Here is a 16,638-nt window from a genome sequence, read left to right on the forward strand (position 1 = left end):
CGCCTACAGAGACCACAGTCGTTGCTTAACGCTGCATCCCTTTCAGCAAGAACCCCATGAACCGGCGCACATCCTCGCGGTGCGCCACCAGGTCCAGCGGCTCGCGACTGCACAGCCGCAGAAGCTGCAAATGCCCGTAGTCGTTGATCAGAAACGCCGCATAGCCCACATCGAGGTCGGCACGCAGCTTGCCGCTGTCACACAGGTCCTGGAGCAGGTGCTTGAGCTCTTCGACCAGCGCGTCGTTGACCCGCTTGTAGGCCCCTGGCACATCGCGCTGATTGCTGCCCAGCAAGGGCAGCAAGGGCGGCAGAATCTCCCGCCACAACGGTGCCGGCAGCACCTCGAAGGCGTAATCGGTCAGGTGCGTTTCATAGCAGCACAATGCATCCAGCGCCTGCTCGAATTCCCCAAGGCGCCTGCGCGCCTCGGCTACCGCGCGGTGGTCGGCCTCGCGCAACTTCTCGAGCAGGATCTCCTGCTTGCTGCCGAAATAGGCGAACACCGTGGGCACCGACACCGCCGCCAGGCGGGCAATCTGCTCCATGGTGGTGGTCTGGAAGCCCTGGCGCTCGAACAGGCCCAGCGCTGTACGGCTGATCGTCTCCCGGCGCAGCGCCTTCTGCTGCTCGCGCAATCCGCTCACTTTGCAACCCTTTGTCGAAACCGGTGGCAAGCATACCGCAAAGCCAACCCGCAAAAATATTTTATTGACTAAAACTTTTAACCGACACAAAACTAGCGCGGCATTTTGCCCCAGGGAGCCGCCATGACCACCGCCGCCGATCTCATCATCCACAACGCCCGCATCTACACGGTCGACCCGCACCAGCCATGGGCCAGCGCCGTGGCTGTGCAGGGCGAGCGCATCCTCTGCGTTGGCGACCACGCCAGTGTCATGGCCCACGCAGGCCCCGCCACGCGCTTGCTGGACGCCGCTGGCAAGCTGGTGCTGCCGGGCTTCGTCGAATCGCACTGGCACTTCTCGAGCACCGCCTTCGCCTTCCAGGCCCTGGTCAACCATGAAGACCCGCATGAGGTGCTGGCGTTGCTCAAGCGCTACGTGCAAGCCAACCCTGGCGAGAAAGCCATCACCGGCATGGGCTGGATTCAACCGCTGATGCCAGCCGACATGCTGCGCCGCGAAGTGCTCGACGACATCTGCCCGGACAAACCGGTGTGCCTGCTGTCCACCGACTACCACACCATGTGGGTCAACACTTACGCACTGAAGGCTGCCGGCATCGACCGCGACACCCCGGCCGTGGAAGAAGGTGCCAGCTGGTTCGAGAAGGACCCGCTCACCGGCGAGCCCACCGGCGTGATCATCGACTGCGCGGCCTACTCGCTGCTGATGCAGCGGCTGAGCGAAGCCGGTTACCTGCCGACCGGCATCGACCTGTACCTGCGCTCTATCCCGTTCTGGCAAGAGAAGCTGGTCGCCGCCGGCATCACCACCGTGTTCGACGCAGGCTTTCTCGACCCGGCCGGGGACCAGACCCTGCTGTACGAAACCCTGCAGCAGCTGGAGCGCGAAGAGCGCCTGAAGCTGCGCGTGGTCGGCAGCTACATCAACATGGGCACCGAGGATGACCCGGTAAGCATCCTGCAAGGCATGCGCAGCCGCTATGACTCGCCGCTGGTAAAAGCGCAGACCCTGAAGCTGATGCTCGACGGCACCGAGCTGAACCACACCGCGTTCCTGCTCGAACCCTACTGCGACAAGCCGCACTGCGGCTCGACGACCATGCCCGAAGCGGTATTCGAGCAGCATGTACGCCGGGCCGATGCCGCCGGTATCGATGTGATGGTGCACGCTGTGGGCGATGGGGCCGTGCGCATGGCGCTGGACGTGTTCGAACGGACCTTCGCCAGCAACCCGCCGCGCGACCGCCGCCATGTGATCACCCACGCCTTCCTCACCCACCCTGATGACATCCCACGCTTCCGCCGCATCGGGGTCATGGCCAACACCCAGCTGCAATGGGGCGTGGTCGATGCCTACGCCGAGGCGATCCAGCAGTCCTATGGCTTCAAGCGCTGGGCGTCGATGTACAAGTTCCGCACCTTCATCGACCAGGGCGTGACCGTGTCGATCGGCATGGACGGCCTGGTCTGCCAGTGCCGTTGCCAGCACAAGCCGGCGGAGCACATCGAGTCGGGCCACACCCGCCAGCTCAGTGGCGAGCCTGATGCGCCAGTGATGCCCGATGCCGACGAACGCCTGAGCATTCCGCAACTGATCGCCGCCTACACCCTCAACGGCGCCTATCAGCTGGGGCTGGAAAAAGAGATTGGTTCGATAACCGCCGGCAAGCGCGCCGACATCATCATCCTTGAGCAGGACCTGTTCGAGCTCGACCGCTACCAGATCGGCAAGACCGATGTGGCGCTGACCGTGATGAACGGCCGCATCACCCACGACGCAGGCACCCTCCCCCACGCCTGAACCTGATGCCCTACCCGGGAAACTTCAATGCACAACAATAAAAACAACCTGCTGCTGCGTGCCGCCCTGATCTACATCGCCGCCACGGCGCTGATCATCATTGGCGTGCAACCGCTCTTCATCGGCCTGTTGGCAGAACGGCTGAGCCTGGACCTGAGCCAGCAAGGCTGGGTCTTGTCCAGCGAAATGACCGGGACCTTGCTCGGCAGCTTGTTGTTGCCGCTGCTGGGCCGGCGCTTCGGTGGCCGCGGCCTGTACCTGGCGGGCGCACTCGCCGCACTGGCGCTCAACCTGCTCAGTGCAACCCTGGATTCACTGGCAGCGCTGGTGCTGTGCCGGCTGGCGTGCGGTGTCGCCACCGGCGTGCTGTATGCCGGCGCGATCAGCGGGCTGGGGCGCTTGCCAGGGCAGGATCGTTCGTATGGTTTGTCGTTGCTGATCCAGACCGCCGTGTTCGCCCTGTACGCCACCTGCATGCCACAGCTTGCGGAGCTGGTCGGCAATCGAGGGGCAGTGGCCAGCATCGGCTTCTGGTTCGTGCTGATCGCCCTGGTCGCGCTGGCCATTCCGCAGCGGCTGCACCGCGAGGCCCCCGTGCCGGTGATCCAGAGTGGCGTGGGTTGCGCCACGCTCGGGCGTTATGCCTTGCTGGGGATGCTGTGCCTGCAACTGGCGATCTACTGCATCTGGGGCTTTGTCGACCAGCTGGCCCGCGAGCGCGGCATCAGCCCGGTGGACGTGGGTTGGGCATTCGGCCTGGGGATCCTCGGCGGCTTGCCCGGCGGGGCCTTGCCCAGCGTGCTGGGCGCGCGGGTGAGGCGTGGGCCGATGATCGGCTTCGGCTCGCTGCTGGTACTGCTGTCGATCGTATTGCTGGCGCGCCATGCACAGGATGCCGAGCAACTGTGCGTGGCGCTGTTCCTGATGAACTTTGGCTGGGTGCTGGCGCTGACCTACTACATGGGCGCCATTGCCACCAACGACCCGCGCGGCACCTTGACGCCGTGGGTGAGCATCCTGCAGGTGGCGGCTGCGGCACTGGCGCCGGCGTTCGTGGCCTTGCAGCAGCAGAGCGCCGGGCACGAGACGATTTTTGTCAGTGCCGGGGTCGCGGTGATGCTGGGGGTTGTACTCAAGGGCATGGCCGGGGTGATGCAGCCACGCACACAATCAGCCGGCTGACGCCCCGCACTTGTAGGAGCGGCCTTGCCGGGGCGCTCCTACAGAGACCGCGTTATGCTTGGGGAACCGTCGCAACTCGACACACTTAACTCCAGGGCCGACCACCATGCGCATTGCTATCCCCGACGACTACCAAGACGTCATTCGCTCACTCGATTGCTTCAAGCGCCTGGCCGGGCATGAAGTCAGCGTGTTTCACGACACGCAGCCCGCCTCGCTGGACGAGCTGGCCGCACGTTTCGCCAACGCCGACGCCCTGGTACTCACCCGTGAACGCACGCGCATCGATGCCGCCCTGCTCGACCGGCTGCCCAACCTCAAACTGATCAGCCAGACCGGCAAAGTCGCCGGCCATCTGGACCTCGAAGCCTGCACCGCCCGCGGCATCGTCGTCACCGAAGGCCGCGGCTCGCCGGTGGCACCGGCGGAACTTGCCTGGGCGCTGATCCTCAACGCCCGGCGCCAGCTGGTGCCGGCGATCGAAGCGTTCAAGCAAGGTCAGTGGCAGGTCAACCTGGGCCAGGCAGTGGCCGGCCAGGTGCTGGGGATCTGGGGCTACGGCAAGATCGGCCAGCGCCTGGCGCGCTATGCCCAAGCGTTCGACATGCAGGTGCTGGTGTGGGGCAGCGAAGGCAGCCGGGCAGCGGCCGAGGCGCACGGGCATCGGGCAGCGAAATCACGTCAGGCGTTCTTTGCCGAGGCCGATATCCTCAGCCTCAACCTGCGGCTCTTGGATACAACACGCCATGGCGTGACCTTCGACGATCTGTCGCGGATGAAAGCCGATGCCCTGCTGGTGAATGTCAGCCGCGCCGAACTGATTGCACCTGGGGCATTACTGCAAGCGCTCGACACCGGCAGGCCGGGCTTCGCTGCGGTGGATGTATTCGAGCAAGAGCCGGTACTCGAGCCAGGCCACCCCCTGCTCACCCACCCGCGGGTGCTGAGCACCCCTCACCTGGGCTACGTGGAAAAGAACGGCTATGAGCTGTACTTCGGCGATGCCTTCGACAATGTGCTGGCATTCACCCAAGGTGCACCGAAGAACGTTGCCAACCCGCAAGCGTTGAATGCCGACCGCTGACAGCACTTGCAATTACAGACCTGCGCCGCAACAATGCGAACAATTCCCAGTTAGGTTACGGATTGATCCCTATGTCGGCGCTCGATGACGCAGCTATCCACCGGCTGTACAGCGAAAACAGCGGCTGGCTGAAACACTGGCTACGTATGCGCCTGGGCAATGCCGCCGATGCGGCCGACCTGGCCCACGACACCTTCCTGCGGGTGATGACGGCACGCAGCCAGTTGCCGATCCGTGAGCCGCGCAGCTACCTGAGCGCCATCGCCCGCTCGCTGCTGATCGACAAGGTACGCCGCCGCGCTATCGAGCAGGCCTACCTGCAAGCGCTGGCACTGCGACCGGAACCCGTCGAAGTGTCGCCGGAAATCCGCCTGTCCATCATCGAAATGCTGGTCGCAATCGACAGCTTGCTTGACGAGCTGGGGGCGCGCACCCGCGATATCTTCCTTGCCGTGCAACTGGAAGGGCTGACCTATGCGGCTGCGGCGGAACGTTTCGAGGTGTCGGTGACCACGGTGAAAAACCACCTGATCCGCGCCATGACCCGCTGCCTGCTGCTGGTCGAGGCCTGACTCTTTTGGAACTCAAGACCCTCGAAGCCGCCGCCACCTGGTACGTGCAACTCAACGACGGCGTTGCTGACCTCGCCCGCACCCGCGCCTGGCGCCAGTGGCTGGAAGCCAGCCCGGAGCACGCCGCAGCGTGGGCGCGGGTCGAGAAACTTCAGCAACAATGGGCCCTGGTACCTGCGCAGGCGGCGCTGAAAGGGCTTGGTGCCGCACAGGCACAGCGCCGTGATGTGCTGAAAGTACTGGGCTTGTTGCTGGCCATGGGCGGCGGCAGCTGGCTTGCCGCCGAGCAGTTACCTTATCGCACCCTGCTCGCCCAGCAGCACACCGGCACTGGCGAGAGCCGTTCGCTGCAATTGGAAGACGGTTCGCAGCTTGAGTTGAACGTCGGCACCGCGCTCGACGTGCGCCTTGGCCAGAAACTGCGAACGGTCCAGTTGTATGGTGGCGAGATACTGCTCAAGGCCGCGTACGACCCTCGGCAGCGGCCCTTCATCGTGCACACCGATGACGGCAGCATCGTTGCCCGGGAAGCTGAATTCAGTGTGCGCAAGCTGCCGGGGCAAACCCGCGTCGGCGTGCTGCAGGCTGCCGTCGAAGTGCGGCCACAGCACCATCCTGAGCACCTGCTGCGCCTGCCCGCAGGGCAACAGGCCAGCTTTAACCGCGACCATATCAGCCCCGCCCTGCCCCTGCCCGCCGACTCGACTGCCTGGCAGCACGGCATGCTGAGCGTCAACGACTGGCGCCTGGCTGACTTCATCGAGGAACTGGGGCGCTACCGGCCCGGCGTACTGCGCTGCGCCGCGTCGATTCGCTCGCTGAGCATTTCCGGGGCATTTCGCATCGACGATACCGATATTGCCCTGGCCAACCTCGACCAGACCCTGCCCGTGCGGGTGCGTTACCTGAGCCGGTACTGGGTCAGTGTGGAACCCGCCTGAATCGCCCGTGGAAAAAACTTCACTGCGAACCTTGCTGATTTCGATTCTCGTCCGTCCCTGACACAAGCCGCGACGACAGCGACTTTCTGCCATGACACGGAAGGATCACGCAATGCCCCATACTCACCCCTCCCCAGCCACCACACTGAGCCAGGCCGTACGCCGGGTGTTGCTCGGCCTGACCCTGGCCAGCGCCCCCAGTCTGCTGCTGATGCCAGGCAATGCCTTGGCCCAGAGCCAGACCACCTACCATGTGGCCGCCGGGCCACTGGGCAATGCAATCACCCAGTTCGGTGTACAGGCCGGCGTGACCATTTCGTTCGATACCGAACAGGCCCGTCACCTGACCAGCAATGGCCTGGAGGGCAGCTACAGCATCGACGAAGGCCTGACCCGCCTGCTTGGCAACAGCGGCCTGCAGGCCCGGCGCCTGGGTAACGGTGGCTATGTGCTGATACCGGCCAGCGATGACGCAGCGATGGAACTGGGGCCCTTGAACATCGATGCCGACCGGCTCGATGCGACCAGTGAAGGCACGCAATCCTACACCGCCCGCGCGGTAACCATCGGCAAAGGCGTGCACACGCTGAACGAGACACCCCAGGCGGTCACAGTGATGACCCGCAAGATGCTCGACGACCAGAACCTCAACACCCTCGAGCAGGTGCTGGACAAGACGCCGGGCATCACCGTGTACGACTCCCCCATGGGCGGCAAGTACTTCTACTCGCGTGGCTTCAACCTCGACGGCCAGTACCAGTATGACGGCGTGCCGCTGGACGTGGGAGGCAACTACGTGCAGGCCAACAGCTTCTCCAGCGACATGGCGTTCTATGACCGTGTCGAAGTGCTCAAGGGGGCGGCCGGCATGATGAAAGGCTCCGGCTCATCGGCCGGCGGCGTGAACTTTGTACGCAAGCGCGGCCAGGAACAGGCCGCCACCAGCCTGACCCTGTCCGCCGGCACCTGGGACAATTACCGCAGCCAGGTGGACGTCGGTGGCCCGCTGAACGACTCGGGCAGCGTGCGCGGCCGCGCCGTGGCCGCCGTGCAGGACCGCCGGTACTTCTACGACCATGCCGACCGCCAGGACCAGGTGTACTACGGGGCCCTCGACTGGGACATGACACCCGACACCACCCTTGGCGTCGGCCTGGCCTATGAGGATGTCGATGCCTCGCCCTGCTACAGCGGCCTGCCGCGCTACGCCAACGGCAGCGACCTCAAGCTGCCGCGCTCGACCTGCCTGGGTGCCAGCTGGAACAGCCTGCAAAGCCAGCGCGTCACCGGCTTCGCCGACCTCAAGCATCAGTTCAATGATGACTGGTCGCTGAACTTCGCCTCCGTTTACACCCACAACGACCAGGACATCGAATATGCCTTTGCCGAAGGTGCGGTAGCAGTGGGTGCCACCAGCTCCAGCATGAGGCGCACCGCCGGCAACTTCGACTACGACCAGACCGACTATGGCTTCGATAGTTATGTCGATGGCAAGTTCGAGGCATTCGGCCTGCAGCACGAGTTGATCATCGGCGCCAACGCCAGCCGCCAGAAGACCCACGACTACTTCGCCCTGATGCCGCTCAGTGGCAGCCAGAATCCCTTCGACCCGTCGGCGAATTTCCCTCATCCATCCTCGGCAGACTACCTGGTCAACCCGAGCCGGGGCGGTAGCGTACCGAACGACTCCACCACGACCCAGTACGGCTCTTACGCCAACCTGCGCCTGAAGCTGGCCGAGCCACTGACGCTGGTGCTGGGTGCACGGGTAAGCTGGTACCGCAACAAGAGCGACGCCTACACCCAGGCCTACGACTACTGGGTGCACAACCGCAGCGCGAAAAATGGCCAGGTCACGCCATTCGCTGCCGTACTGTACGACCTCAACCCGCAATGGACCGCCTACGCCAGCTACGCCGACATCTTCCAGCCGCAGGGCAACCTGGTGGATGCCCAGGGCCAGGCCCTGCAGCCGAAGACCGGCGCCAACTACGAAATCGGTATCAAGGGTGAACTGCTCGATGGCGCACTGAACACCTCGTTCAACCTGTTCCGCACCGTCGAAGAACACCGCGCCGAAACCGACTACGCCGACACCTGCCTGGGCTCGGGCGACGGTTATTGCTACAGCGACAGCGGCAAGGTTCGCGCCCAAGGTTTCGAGGCCGAGATCAGCGGCGCGCCGATCGAACGCCTGCAACTGCTGGCCGGGTACACCTATACCCAGACCAAGTACCTGAAGACCATCAACGACACCGACCCGACCGAGCTGACCTTTACCTCCAGCTTCATTCCGCGGCACATGCTCAAGGTCTGGGGCGATTACCAGCTGGACGGTGCACTGGAGCGCTGGACGCTGGGTGCGGGGCTGAACAGCCAGAGCGAGAACTTCCGAAAGACCGGCAGCACCAAGGCTGTCCAGCCGGGCTACACCTTGTGGAACGGCCGCGTGCAGTACCGCATCGACCCGCATTGGACCGTCGCACTCAACGGCAACAACCTGTTCGACAAGAAGTACTACTCCACCATTGGTGCGCCGGGGTGGGGCAACTTCTATGGCGAGCCGCGCAACTTCATGGTCACCCTGCAAGGGACGTTCTAGGGTTCTGCGGGGCTCTGCAGGATGCGGCTTATGCCTTGCCAGCCAAGGCCATATGTAGCAAGGGAAACGGCCGGCCTTCGCCGTCCAGCGGCGAACGCCCGGTCTGCATGAAGCCGTAGTGGAGGTAGAAGCCCACTGCCTGCGGATTCTGCTCGTTCACGTCGACACTCAAGGTATCGCGCGTGTTGCGGCAGAAATCCAGCAGCGCCCGGCCGATGCCCTGCCCCCGCCGGTCGGGATCGATGAAAAGCATTTCCACATGGTTTTCATTGAGCCCGATAAAGCCCAGCGGCCTATCTTCAGGGTCGATAGCCACCCAAAGCTCGACGGCAGGCAAGTAGACATCGCGCAGTTGCGGCAGCAACGCATCGATGTCGGACGCCTGCAGGAAGTGATGCGTCGCGCGCACGGCGCGCAGCCAGATGTCGACCAGCCGAGGGTGATCGGCGGCGATAGCTTGGCGAATGATCATGGAATCATCCTGATATTTTCTGATGACGGATTATCGGTACGCCTTGGCAAAGCGACCGTACTCATGTCGGCATCATGTATGCCCGCTTCGCGAATCAACGCCTGGGCGGTGCACGGCAAAACAGCCGGAAAGGGAGGAAGCGCCATGCTACCCACCCTTGCCAGTGTGGTAAAGACGGTTACTGCGCCGTCGCCTGCTCCTGAGCGGCGGCACCGAACGACACGTAATACGCCAGGCCGACGAAGATCGCCCCGCCCACCGCATTGCCGAGGAACACCGCGACCAGGTTGTGAACCAGCGCGCCCCAGCTGAGGTAGCCGGCAAAGATCGCAGCCGGGATCAGGAACATGTTGGCCACCACGTGCTGGAAGCCGATGGCGACGAAGGCCATGATCGGGAACCAGATGCCAAGGATCTTGCCGCTCATTTCACGGCTGGCGTAGGCCAGCCACACTGCCAGGCACACCAGCCAGTTGCAGCCGATGCCGGAGACGAAGGCATGGACGAAATCGGCACTGGCCTTGCTGGTGGCGGCAGCCACGGTCTTGTCCAGGTAGGCGCCCTCGGTCAGGCCGAGCAGGTGGCCGAAGAAATACGCCACGAACAGCGCGCCCAGCAGGTTGGCCAAGGTCACCAGCAGCCAGTTGCGCGCCACGGCCGCCAGGCGAATGCGCCCGGCGAACATGGCCAACGGCAGGCTCATCATGTTGCCGGTCAGCAATTCGCCGCCCGCCAGGATCACCAGGATCAGGCCGATGGGAAACACTGCGGCGCCCAGTAAGTTGCCCAGCGAAGCCCACTGCCCAGGGATCATCGCGCTGACATGGATGGCCAGGATGAAGCCCATCGAGATGAAACCACCGGCGAGGAAACCGAGGATGAGCAGCGCGCGGGTGGGCAACTGGGCTTTCTTGGTACCGGCTTCGATGACGAGCTCGGTGATCCGGGAGGGGGCATTGACAGACATTTCAGTAACTCGAACGCAGGGACGCCAGCCATGCCCAGAGGCATGCCGGAGGTCGGGAATTAATGGATTGCGGGAGTACGGCAGAGGTGCTTCAGGGGGAAGGCAAAACGGGTGGTCTCTGGGGCTGCAACGAAGAGCCGCGCACGTTACTGAGGCAGAATGTCGCAGTCAAATTGATAGGGTGGATGGGTTGATAGATGGGGTCGATGAGGGGAGTGTTCGCCTCAACATCTCTAGCGCCTTTGAGATCGAGCGCCGCCCGCGCGGCGCATCGCGGATGAATCCGCTCCTACATTTGTTGCAACGTGACCATGCCTGTGAGGCCATGGTTGTCAGCCGATCTGCAAGCCTCGAGACATGCACCAAGGCAGACGACCATGGCGTAACAGGTTCGGCACGTTGCAACAAATGTAGGAGCGGATTCATCCGCGATGCGCCGCGCGGGCGGCGCTCGATCTCATAGGCGCTGAAGGTCTTCAGGCAGACTATTGCGCGAAACGGGTTACACTGCCGGCCCTCAGGGAAGCCGACAGGACAAGGAATGCTCTTCTCTTCTACAGCGCAAGCCGCTGTGCGCCGTGCATGGGTGCGCTGGCTGCAAGCCGCGGCGCTGATGCATCTGCTGATTGGCCTGGGCCTGACCTGGGCCGGTCATAGCCCACTGCTGGGCAACTACCAACTGAGCATCGAGCAGGCCTTCTGGGGCCAGGCAGCGCCAGCGCCTGCACGCGAGCAACAGGTGTGGTGGCTAACTGCGCAAGCCTTCGGCGGTGCTGCCGCAGGTGAGCAGTGAGTGGCTGGGGCGCGAGGTGCAGTATCGGGATGGGGAGTTGCTGTTGGTTGAAGGGCAACAATGATGAACGACAGGGAGGGTTCAACGAAGCGTATGAAAAGGATTGCCAAATGCCTGGCGCTCACGGTGCCGCTGATGCTCAGTGGTTGCTGGAGCACGCTCATTCACCTCGATGGCGAGCGCTGCGTGTATCCGGGCACACGCTTTGGCTGGAACTTTGCCACTCAGAATGGTGCTGGCGGCTGGGTTGGTCTGATCGACGTGCCCTTCTCTATTGCGCTGGATACGGTGCTACTGCCTTATGACCTGACGGCCTTTCTGCCTGAAGACAGGGGGGGTGATAACCGGGAATGCGACCTGGATGGGTCGTTCAAGGTGATGTAACCACGCTGCGTACGGCACCTATCGCTTGCCCAGCGCCAACCGAGCCGCAAACAGCACGAATACCAGCCCGGTCGCACGGTCCATCCACTGGATGACCTTGTCCCGACGCAACAGCCCCGCCAGCGGACGGGTCGCGCCAATCAGCAGCAGTGCCCACAACAGGCCGAGCACCACGTGGATGCTGACCAGGCCGAAGGTCCAGGCCACCAGGGGCTGGCCTTGAGGGATGAACTGGGGCAGGAACGACACGTAGAAGATCCCGACCTTGGGGTTGAGCAGGTTCCCCATCAGGCCCTTGAGAAACCAGTTGGCGGCGCGCTGGCCATCCTCACCGGCGGGTGCCAGCGATTGCCGCGGGCGCAGGAGCATGTTGACGCCAAGCCAGGCCAGGTAGGCGGCCCCGCAGTACTTGAGGATGTTGTAGGCAAGCGCTGATACCGCGATCAATGCACCCAGGCCGAAAGCGACGGCTGCGCCCCACAGCAGGCAACCGGCGTTGATGCCCAAGGCTGCGCGCATGCCATGCTGACGGCCCTCTACCGTGGCTGTCCTGAGAATCAGGGCAGTGTCCAGGCCTGGAGTCAGGGTCAGCAGCGTGGCTGCCAGGGTAAAGGCGATCAGGTTGTCGACGGTGGGCATGCGGGTTCAGGCCTCGGTGGAACTCGGGCGCAGATTAGCATGGCGTTAGCCTATGATGGTGGCTGGCCCCCCGCCCTTTCCAGGAAAGCCCATGCCTTACCCCATCGAACAGAAACTCGTCGTCGGCGTCGCTTCCAGCGCCCTGTTCGACCTGACCGTCTCCGACAACCTCTACCAATGCAAAGGCGTCGAAGCGTACCGCCTGCATCAGGAAGAAAACCTCGACGTGCCTTTCCCCAAGGGCGTGGCCTTCCCGTTCATCCGCCGCTTCCTGAGCATCAACAAGGCCTTCCCCGAGCAGCTGCCGGTTGAGGTGGTGCTACTTTCGCGCAACTCGCCGGAGACCGGCCTGCGGGTGTTCCGCTCGATCAACCATTACAACCTGGACATCACCCGCGCAGCGTTCATGTCCGGCCGCTCGCCGTACGAATACATCCCCGCGTTCAACGCCTCGCTGTTCCTCAGTGCCCATGAAGGCGATGTGCAGCGTGCCATCGATGCCGATTACCCGGCCGGCCTGGTGCTGCCGACCAAGATCTACGATGACGAAATCGACACCGAGTTGCGAGTCGCCTTCGACTTCGATGGCGTGATTGCCGATGACGAGGCCGAGAGCGTGTACAAGCAGCGCCTGAACCTGGATGAGTTCCAGGCCCATGAACGCGAGCGTAAGGCGATCCCGCATCAACCCGGCCCCTTGGCGGACCTGTACAGGAAACTGTCCCTGATCCGCCAGCTCGAAGACCGCAAGCTTGCGCTGGACCCTGAGTACAAGCGCATCCTGCGCATCGCCATCGTCACCGCGCGCAATGCACCGGCCCATGAGCGGGTGGTGACGACCTTGAAAAACTGGGGCGTTTCGCCGGATGAATCCTTCTTCCTCGGGGGAATGGAGAAAGAGCGGGTGCTGCAGATTCTCAAGCCGCATATGTTCTTCGATGACCAGCGCAGTCATCTGTACTCGGCGGCGGGGGATCTGCCGATGGTGCATGTGCCGTTCGGCGTGGCGAACAACGGCACAGACAAGCGTCCGTTGCCCCAGACCGTCGACGCGACGGCACCGAGCCCGGCAGCGGCGCAAGACTGCAGGACCGTCACGGGGCGAGTGGATCCATAAACGATAAATCAAACGCCGTTCGATAATCGAACTGAATTAGCCACTTACAGATTTAAGCAACTTATTGATTTATATTGGATTTAAAAAAATAAAACTAAAATCCTGCTCTGGAATTGTTAGGCAGCCAAGCAAGCCTCTTGATGTATGGATCCACAAACGCTTTGATTCGCACCTGACGTGCTGGCACTCGGGCCGGTACCGATAACAAGAACAAAGGTGCTTCAATGTCCGAACCCTACCAAGCCGCCTTGCGGCTGCATACGCCTTCCTGCCTTGCTGCCCCCGAGGTGCTGCCATGAGCCAGTGCCTTAAAGAGGTGATCAACGAACACCCGATGCGCCCGTTCCAATACCTGGCCATCGGCGTCTGCATCGTGCTCAACATGATCGATGGCTTCGACGTGCTGGTGATGGCCTTCACCGCCTCGTCGGTCGCCAGCGAATGGAACCTCAATGGCGCCCAGATCGGCTTGCTGTTGAGCGCGGGGTTGTTCGGCATGGCGGCAGGCTCGCTGTTCATCGCGCCATGGGCAGACCGCTACGGCCGCCGCCCGCTGATCCTGTGCTGCCTGGCACTGTCAGGTGTCGGCATGCTGCTGTCAGCTCATACCCAGACACCCTTGCAACTGGCCCTGCTGCGCGGGCTGACCGGGCTGGGGATCGGCGGCATACTGGCCAGCAGCAACGCCATTGCCGGCGAGTACGCCAACAAACGCTGGCGCGGGTTGGCGGTGAGCCTGCAGTCAACCGGCTACGCCCTGGGCGCAACGTTCGGCGGGCTGTTGTCGGTGTGGCTGCTGACTCACTACGGCTGGCGTTCGGTGTTCACTGCCGGCGGTTGGGCTACCCTTGCCACGCTACCGGTGGTCATGCTGTGCCTGCCCGAGTCGTTGGACTTTCTGCTGGCCAGACGCCCGGCCAAGGGTGTCGCGAAGCTCGACCGCCTGGCCATCCAGCTCGGCCAGCCTGCCCCTGGGGCCTTCCCTGCCGCCACAGCGGCCCCGCAAGCAGCACATCGCAGCGCTCTGCTGCAGTTGCTCAGCGCACAGACGCGACGCACCACCTTGCTGCTGTGGGGGTTGTTTTTCCTGGTGATGGCCGGCTTCTACTTTGTCATGAGCTGGACGCCGAAACTGCTGGCGTCCGCCGGGCTGTCCGCGCAGCAGGGCATCAGCGGCGGCGTGCTGCTCAGTGTCGGCGGCATCGTCGGCGCCGCACTGATCGGCCTGCTGGCATCGCGCTGGCGATTGGAGACGGTCCTCTCGCTGTTCATGCTGGTCACGGCCGGGCTACTGGTGCTGTTTGCTTGCACGGCCAGTTCGGTGACATTCGCGCTGGCCTTGGGCCTGCTGATCGGCCTGGCCGCCAATGGTTGCGTTGCAGGGCTATATGCGCTGTCACCGATGCTCTACGGCGCGTCGGTGCGCGCCACCGGCGTGGGCTGGGGGATCGGCATTGGCCGCATCGGCGCAATCCTCTCGCCCAGCGTTGCCGGGCTGCTGCTTGACGATGGCTGGCAACCCTTGCACCTGTATGGCGTGTTCGCCATGGTGTTCGTGATCGCGGCCGCGGCGTTGCTGCTGTTCCTCCCACGGCCTGAGGCGCGGCAACCCGGCGCACTGTCCAACGCCTGAACCTTGCGGCCCTGATGCGGCATGCCCCCCGACCTGCACAGCCTTGATTCGTTGCGCTACCATGGCGGCCTCTTTCCTGAGGTCGCCTGCAATGAGCAAACACGGCCAGACCATCCTGGTCGCCCTACGCAAGATGATCGCTTCCGGTGAACTGGCCGGCGGCGAGCGCTTGATGGAGGTCCCTACTGCGCAGCGCTTCGGCGTCTCGCGCATGCCAGTGCGCATGGCATTTCGCACCCTCGAGCAGGAAGGCTTGCTCGTGCGCCACGGTGGCAAGGGCTTTCAAGTCAGGGCCCTGAGCGTCGAGGACATCGCCGGTGCCGTGGAGGTCCGCGGTGTGCTGGAGGGCCTGGCGGCGCGGCAGTGCGCAGAGCGCGGCCTGACACCCGAGGCGCTGACCACGCTCCAGCAATGCCTGGACCAAGGTGACGTGCTGTTCGACAAGGGCTACATCACCGAGCAGGACCTGGAGACCTTCCACGACCTCAACCTGCGCTTTCACCAGGTGATCGTCGAGGGCAGCGGCAACCCGGCCATTGCCGAGGCCCTGGCGCGCAATGACCATCGCCCTTTCGCTTCGGTGTCGGCGCTGGCCTTCGACCGCGACGACATGGCGCGTGAGTACCGCCGCTTCAACTTCGCCCACATGCAGCACCACTCGCTGCTCGATGCCCTGCGCAGCCGCCAGGGTGCGCGCGCCGAAGGCATCATGCGCGAACACGCCAACGCCACGCTGCGCTACGCCGAAGTGTTCGGCGCAGCCAGCGCGGCGGGTGGGGTACAGGTCATTTCCAGGGGCGACTGACCCCTGGCCTACAGGTCCAGCACCAGCTCGGCAGACCTGGCGCGTGAGCAGCAGGGTGTGAACTGGTCGTTGGCCGCCTGCTCGGCTTCGGTCAGGTACAGGTCGCGGTGCTCCGGCACCCCGTCCAGTACCCGTGTCAGGCAGGTGCCGCACACCCCTTGCTCGCAGGAAACGGCAATCGACACCCCGTGGCTTTCCAGCACCTGGACCACCGTCTTGTCCGGCGGAATGTGGAACACCTGCCCAGTGCTGCCGAGCCTGACCGAAAAGGCGCCATCACTGCTGGTGTCGACCGGTGTGGCGGCAAAGTACTCCCGGTGCAGTTGCGCTTGCGCCCATCCCTGGTCGCGAGCAGCGTCCAGCACATGCTGCATGAACCCGGCCGGGCCGCAGACATACAGGTGGTCATCAGCACTCGGCCGCGCCAGCACCTTGGCCGCATCGAGACGTGACTCGGGGTTTTCGTCGAAGTGCAGGTGCACCCGGCTGGCAAATGGCGCGCCGGCCAGACGCTGGAGAAACGCCGCCCGCTCGCTTGAACGTGCGCAGTAGTGCAGTTCGAACGCGTCGCCCTGCAGCCACAGCTGCTCAGCCATGCAGAGTATCGGCGTAATGCCGATACCCCCGGCGAACAGCAGACTGCGTGCGGCCCCGGGCATCAGCTCGAAGAGGTTGCGGGGCGCACTGATGTGCAGTCGCTGCCCGGCCTGAACCTGCTCGTGCAGGCAGCGAGACCCCCCTCGCGAAGCGGCGTCATTGAGCACGCCGATCAGGTAGCGGTGGCGTTCCTGGGAAGAGTTGCATAGGGAGTATTGGCGCACCAGCCCGCCGGGCAGGTGTACGTCGATATGCGCCCCGGCGCTGAACGCGGGTAAGGGATAGCCTTGTGCGCAGGTCAATTCGTAGCTGCAGATACCTTCGGCTTCGTGATTTCGGGATTTCACGACAACTTCAATCATGGTGCACCTTCCGTTGACGGCCAACGCGGTGGCCGTGCT

At 63.7% G+C, this 16,638-nt stretch carries 16 protein-coding genes; 11 read left to right on the forward strand and 5 right to left on the reverse strand.

The features are described 5' to 3' along the window. Positions 1-25 precede the first annotated feature (25 nt). Positions 26-646 carry a TetR/AcrR family transcriptional regulator gene (locus H040_RS06640; protein ID WP_027920449.1) on the reverse strand — a complete coding sequence of 207 codons (621 nt, stop codon included), beginning with the start codon at positions 644-646 and terminating at the stop codon, positions 26-28. 123 nt (positions 647-769) lie between these two features. Here H040_RS06640 and H040_RS06645 point away from each other — a divergent pair, with 123 nt between their 5' ends. From H040_RS06645 to H040_RS06670, 6 genes are all read left to right on the forward strand, one after another. Beyond that, positions 770-2,449: an amidohydrolase gene (locus H040_RS06645; protein ID WP_027920450.1), complete on the forward strand. Its 1,680-nt coding sequence runs from the start codon at positions 770-772 to the stop codon at positions 2,447-2,449. Positions 2,450-2,476: 27 nt separating this feature from the next. Next, positions 2,477-3,631, forward strand: coding sequence for an MFS transporter (locus H040_RS06650; RefSeq protein ID WP_027920451.1), 1,155 nt, complete (start codon positions 2,477-2,479; stop codon positions 3,629-3,631). A 106-nt stretch (positions 3,632-3,737) separates the two neighbouring features. Then, positions 3,738-4,715: a D-2-hydroxyacid dehydrogenase family protein gene (locus tag H040_RS06655; protein WP_027920452.1), complete on the forward strand. Its 978-nt coding sequence runs from the start codon at positions 3,738-3,740 to the stop codon at positions 4,713-4,715. Positions 4,716-4,786: 71 nt separating this feature from the next. Beyond that, positions 4,787-5,287, forward strand: coding sequence for a sigma-70 family RNA polymerase sigma factor (locus H040_RS06660; protein ID WP_027920453.1), 501 nt, complete (start codon positions 4,787-4,789; stop codon positions 5,285-5,287). 5 nt (positions 5,288-5,292) lie between these two features. Further along, positions 5,293-6,228 carry a FecR domain-containing protein gene (locus H040_RS06665; RefSeq protein WP_027920454.1) on the forward strand — a complete coding sequence of 312 codons (936 nt, stop codon included), beginning with the start codon at positions 5,293-5,295 and terminating at the stop codon, positions 6,226-6,228. Between the two features lie 112 nt (positions 6,229-6,340). Next, positions 6,341-8,830 (forward strand): TonB-dependent siderophore receptor, encoded by a 2,490-nt coding sequence (locus H040_RS06670; RefSeq protein WP_027920455.1) that lies wholly within the window; start codon positions 6,341-6,343, stop codon positions 8,828-8,830. A gap of 28 nt (positions 8,831-8,858) precedes the next feature. On the opposite strand, the gene H040_RS06675 is transcribed toward H040_RS06670, so the two are convergent. Both H040_RS06675 and H040_RS06680 read right to left on the reverse strand, forming a co-directional pair. Then, positions 8,859-9,302 carry an acetyltransferase gene (locus H040_RS06675; RefSeq protein WP_027920456.1) on the reverse strand — a complete coding sequence of 148 codons (444 nt, stop codon included), beginning with the start codon at positions 9,300-9,302 and terminating at the stop codon, positions 8,859-8,861. A 178-nt stretch (positions 9,303-9,480) separates the two neighbouring features. Beyond that, positions 9,481-10,269 carry a formate/nitrite transporter family protein gene (locus H040_RS06680; RefSeq protein WP_027920457.1) on the reverse strand — a complete coding sequence of 263 codons (789 nt, stop codon included), beginning with the start codon at positions 10,267-10,269 and terminating at the stop codon, positions 9,481-9,483. A gap of 541 nt (positions 10,270-10,810) precedes the next feature. Between H040_RS06680 and H040_RS06685 the strand changes: the two genes are divergently transcribed. Together H040_RS06685 and H040_RS06690 are read left to right on the forward strand one after the other, a co-directional pair. After that, positions 10,811-11,062, forward strand: coding sequence for a hypothetical protein (locus H040_RS06685; RefSeq protein ID WP_177326723.1), 252 nt, complete (start codon positions 10,811-10,813; stop codon positions 11,060-11,062). 93 nt (positions 11,063-11,155) lie between these two features. Continuing rightward, complete coding sequence (locus H040_RS06690; RefSeq protein WP_033696581.1) at positions 11,156-11,446, forward strand: YceK/YidQ family lipoprotein; 291 nt, start codon at positions 11,156-11,158, stop codon at positions 11,444-11,446. A gap of 18 nt (positions 11,447-11,464) precedes the next feature. Here the strand turns inward: H040_RS06690 and H040_RS06695 are convergent, their stop codons facing one another. Continuing rightward, the gene (locus H040_RS06695) at positions 11,465-12,085 is read right to left on the reverse strand and encodes a LysE family translocator (protein WP_027920459.1); all 621 of its coding nucleotides are present in this window, start codon (positions 12,083-12,085) and stop codon (positions 11,465-11,467) included. Between the two features lie 91 nt (positions 12,086-12,176). On the opposite strand from H040_RS06695, the gene H040_RS06700 reads away from it, so the two are divergent. The 3 genes from H040_RS06700 (at position 12,177) to H040_RS06710 (ending at position 15,640) form a co-directional block, all read left to right on the forward strand. After that, positions 12,177-13,202: a 5'-nucleotidase gene (locus H040_RS06700; RefSeq protein ID WP_027920460.1), complete on the forward strand. Its 1,026-nt coding sequence runs from the start codon at positions 12,177-12,179 to the stop codon at positions 13,200-13,202. A 295-nt stretch (positions 13,203-13,497) separates the two neighbouring features. Then, a complete protein-coding gene (locus H040_RS06705; RefSeq protein WP_027920461.1) occupies positions 13,498-14,835 on the forward strand; it encodes an MFS transporter in 1,338 nt (445 codons plus the stop codon). A 91-nt stretch (positions 14,836-14,926) separates the two neighbouring features. After that, positions 14,927-15,640 carry a GntR family transcriptional regulator gene (locus H040_RS06710; RefSeq protein ID WP_027920462.1) on the forward strand — a complete coding sequence of 238 codons (714 nt, stop codon included), beginning with the start codon at positions 14,927-14,929 and terminating at the stop codon, positions 15,638-15,640. Positions 15,641-15,648: 8 nt separating this feature from the next. Here H040_RS06710 and H040_RS06715 read toward each other — a convergent pair whose 3' ends face one another. Further along, positions 15,649-16,599, reverse strand: coding sequence for a PDR/VanB family oxidoreductase (locus tag H040_RS06715; protein ID WP_027920463.1), 951 nt, complete (start codon positions 16,597-16,599; stop codon positions 15,649-15,651). Positions 16,600-16,638 lie beyond the last annotated feature (39 nt).

The sequence above is a fragment of the Pseudomonas sp. URMO17WK12:I7 genome, assembly GCF_003269045.1.
Taxonomy (GTDB): Bacteria; Pseudomonadota; Gammaproteobacteria; order Pseudomonadales; family Pseudomonadaceae; genus Aquipseudomonas; species Aquipseudomonas putida_J.

Bases quoted from the DNA above. Each gene is read 5' to 3' on its own strand.
- H040_RS06670 (WP_027920455.1), top strand. From the start codon at position 6,341: ATGCCCCATACTCACCCCTCCCCAGCCACCACACTGAGCCAGGCCGTA.
- H040_RS06680 (WP_027920457.1), bottom strand. From the start codon at position 10,269: ATGTCTGTCAATGCCCCCTCCCGGATCACCGAGCTCGTCATCGAAGCC.
- H040_RS06685 (WP_177326723.1), top strand. From the start codon at position 10,811: ATGCTCTTCTCTTCTACAGCGCAAGCCGCTGTGCGCCGTGCATGGGTG.
- H040_RS06700 (WP_027920460.1), top strand. From the start codon at position 12,177: ATGCCTTACCCCATCGAACAGAAACTCGTCGTCGGCGTCGCTTCCAGC.
- H040_RS06650 (WP_027920451.1), top strand. From the start codon at position 2,477: ATGCACAACAATAAAAACAACCTGCTGCTGCGTGCCGCCCTGATCTAC.
- H040_RS06675 (WP_027920456.1), bottom strand. From the start codon at position 9,302: ATGATCATTCGCCAAGCTATCGCCGCCGATCACCCTCGGCTGGTCGAC.
- H040_RS06715 (WP_027920463.1), bottom strand. From the start codon at position 16,599: ATGATTGAAGTTGTCGTGAAATCCCGAAATCACGAAGCCGAAGGTATC.
- H040_RS06690 (WP_033696581.1), top strand. From the start codon at position 11,156: ATGAAAAGGATTGCCAAATGCCTGGCGCTCACGGTGCCGCTGATGCTC.
- H040_RS06655 (WP_027920452.1), top strand. From the start codon at position 3,738: ATGCGCATTGCTATCCCCGACGACTACCAAGACGTCATTCGCTCACTC.
- H040_RS06645 (WP_027920450.1), top strand. From the start codon at position 770: ATGACCACCGCCGCCGATCTCATCATCCACAACGCCCGCATCTACACG.
- H040_RS06705 (WP_027920461.1), top strand. From the start codon at position 13,498: ATGAGCCAGTGCCTTAAAGAGGTGATCAACGAACACCCGATGCGCCCG.
- H040_RS06660 (WP_027920453.1), top strand. From the start codon at position 4,787: ATGTCGGCGCTCGATGACGCAGCTATCCACCGGCTGTACAGCGAAAAC.
- H040_RS06710 (WP_027920462.1), top strand. From the start codon at position 14,927: ATGAGCAAACACGGCCAGACCATCCTGGTCGCCCTACGCAAGATGATC.
- H040_RS06695 (WP_027920459.1), bottom strand. From the start codon at position 12,085: ATGCCCACCGTCGACAACCTGATCGCCTTTACCCTGGCAGCCACGCTG.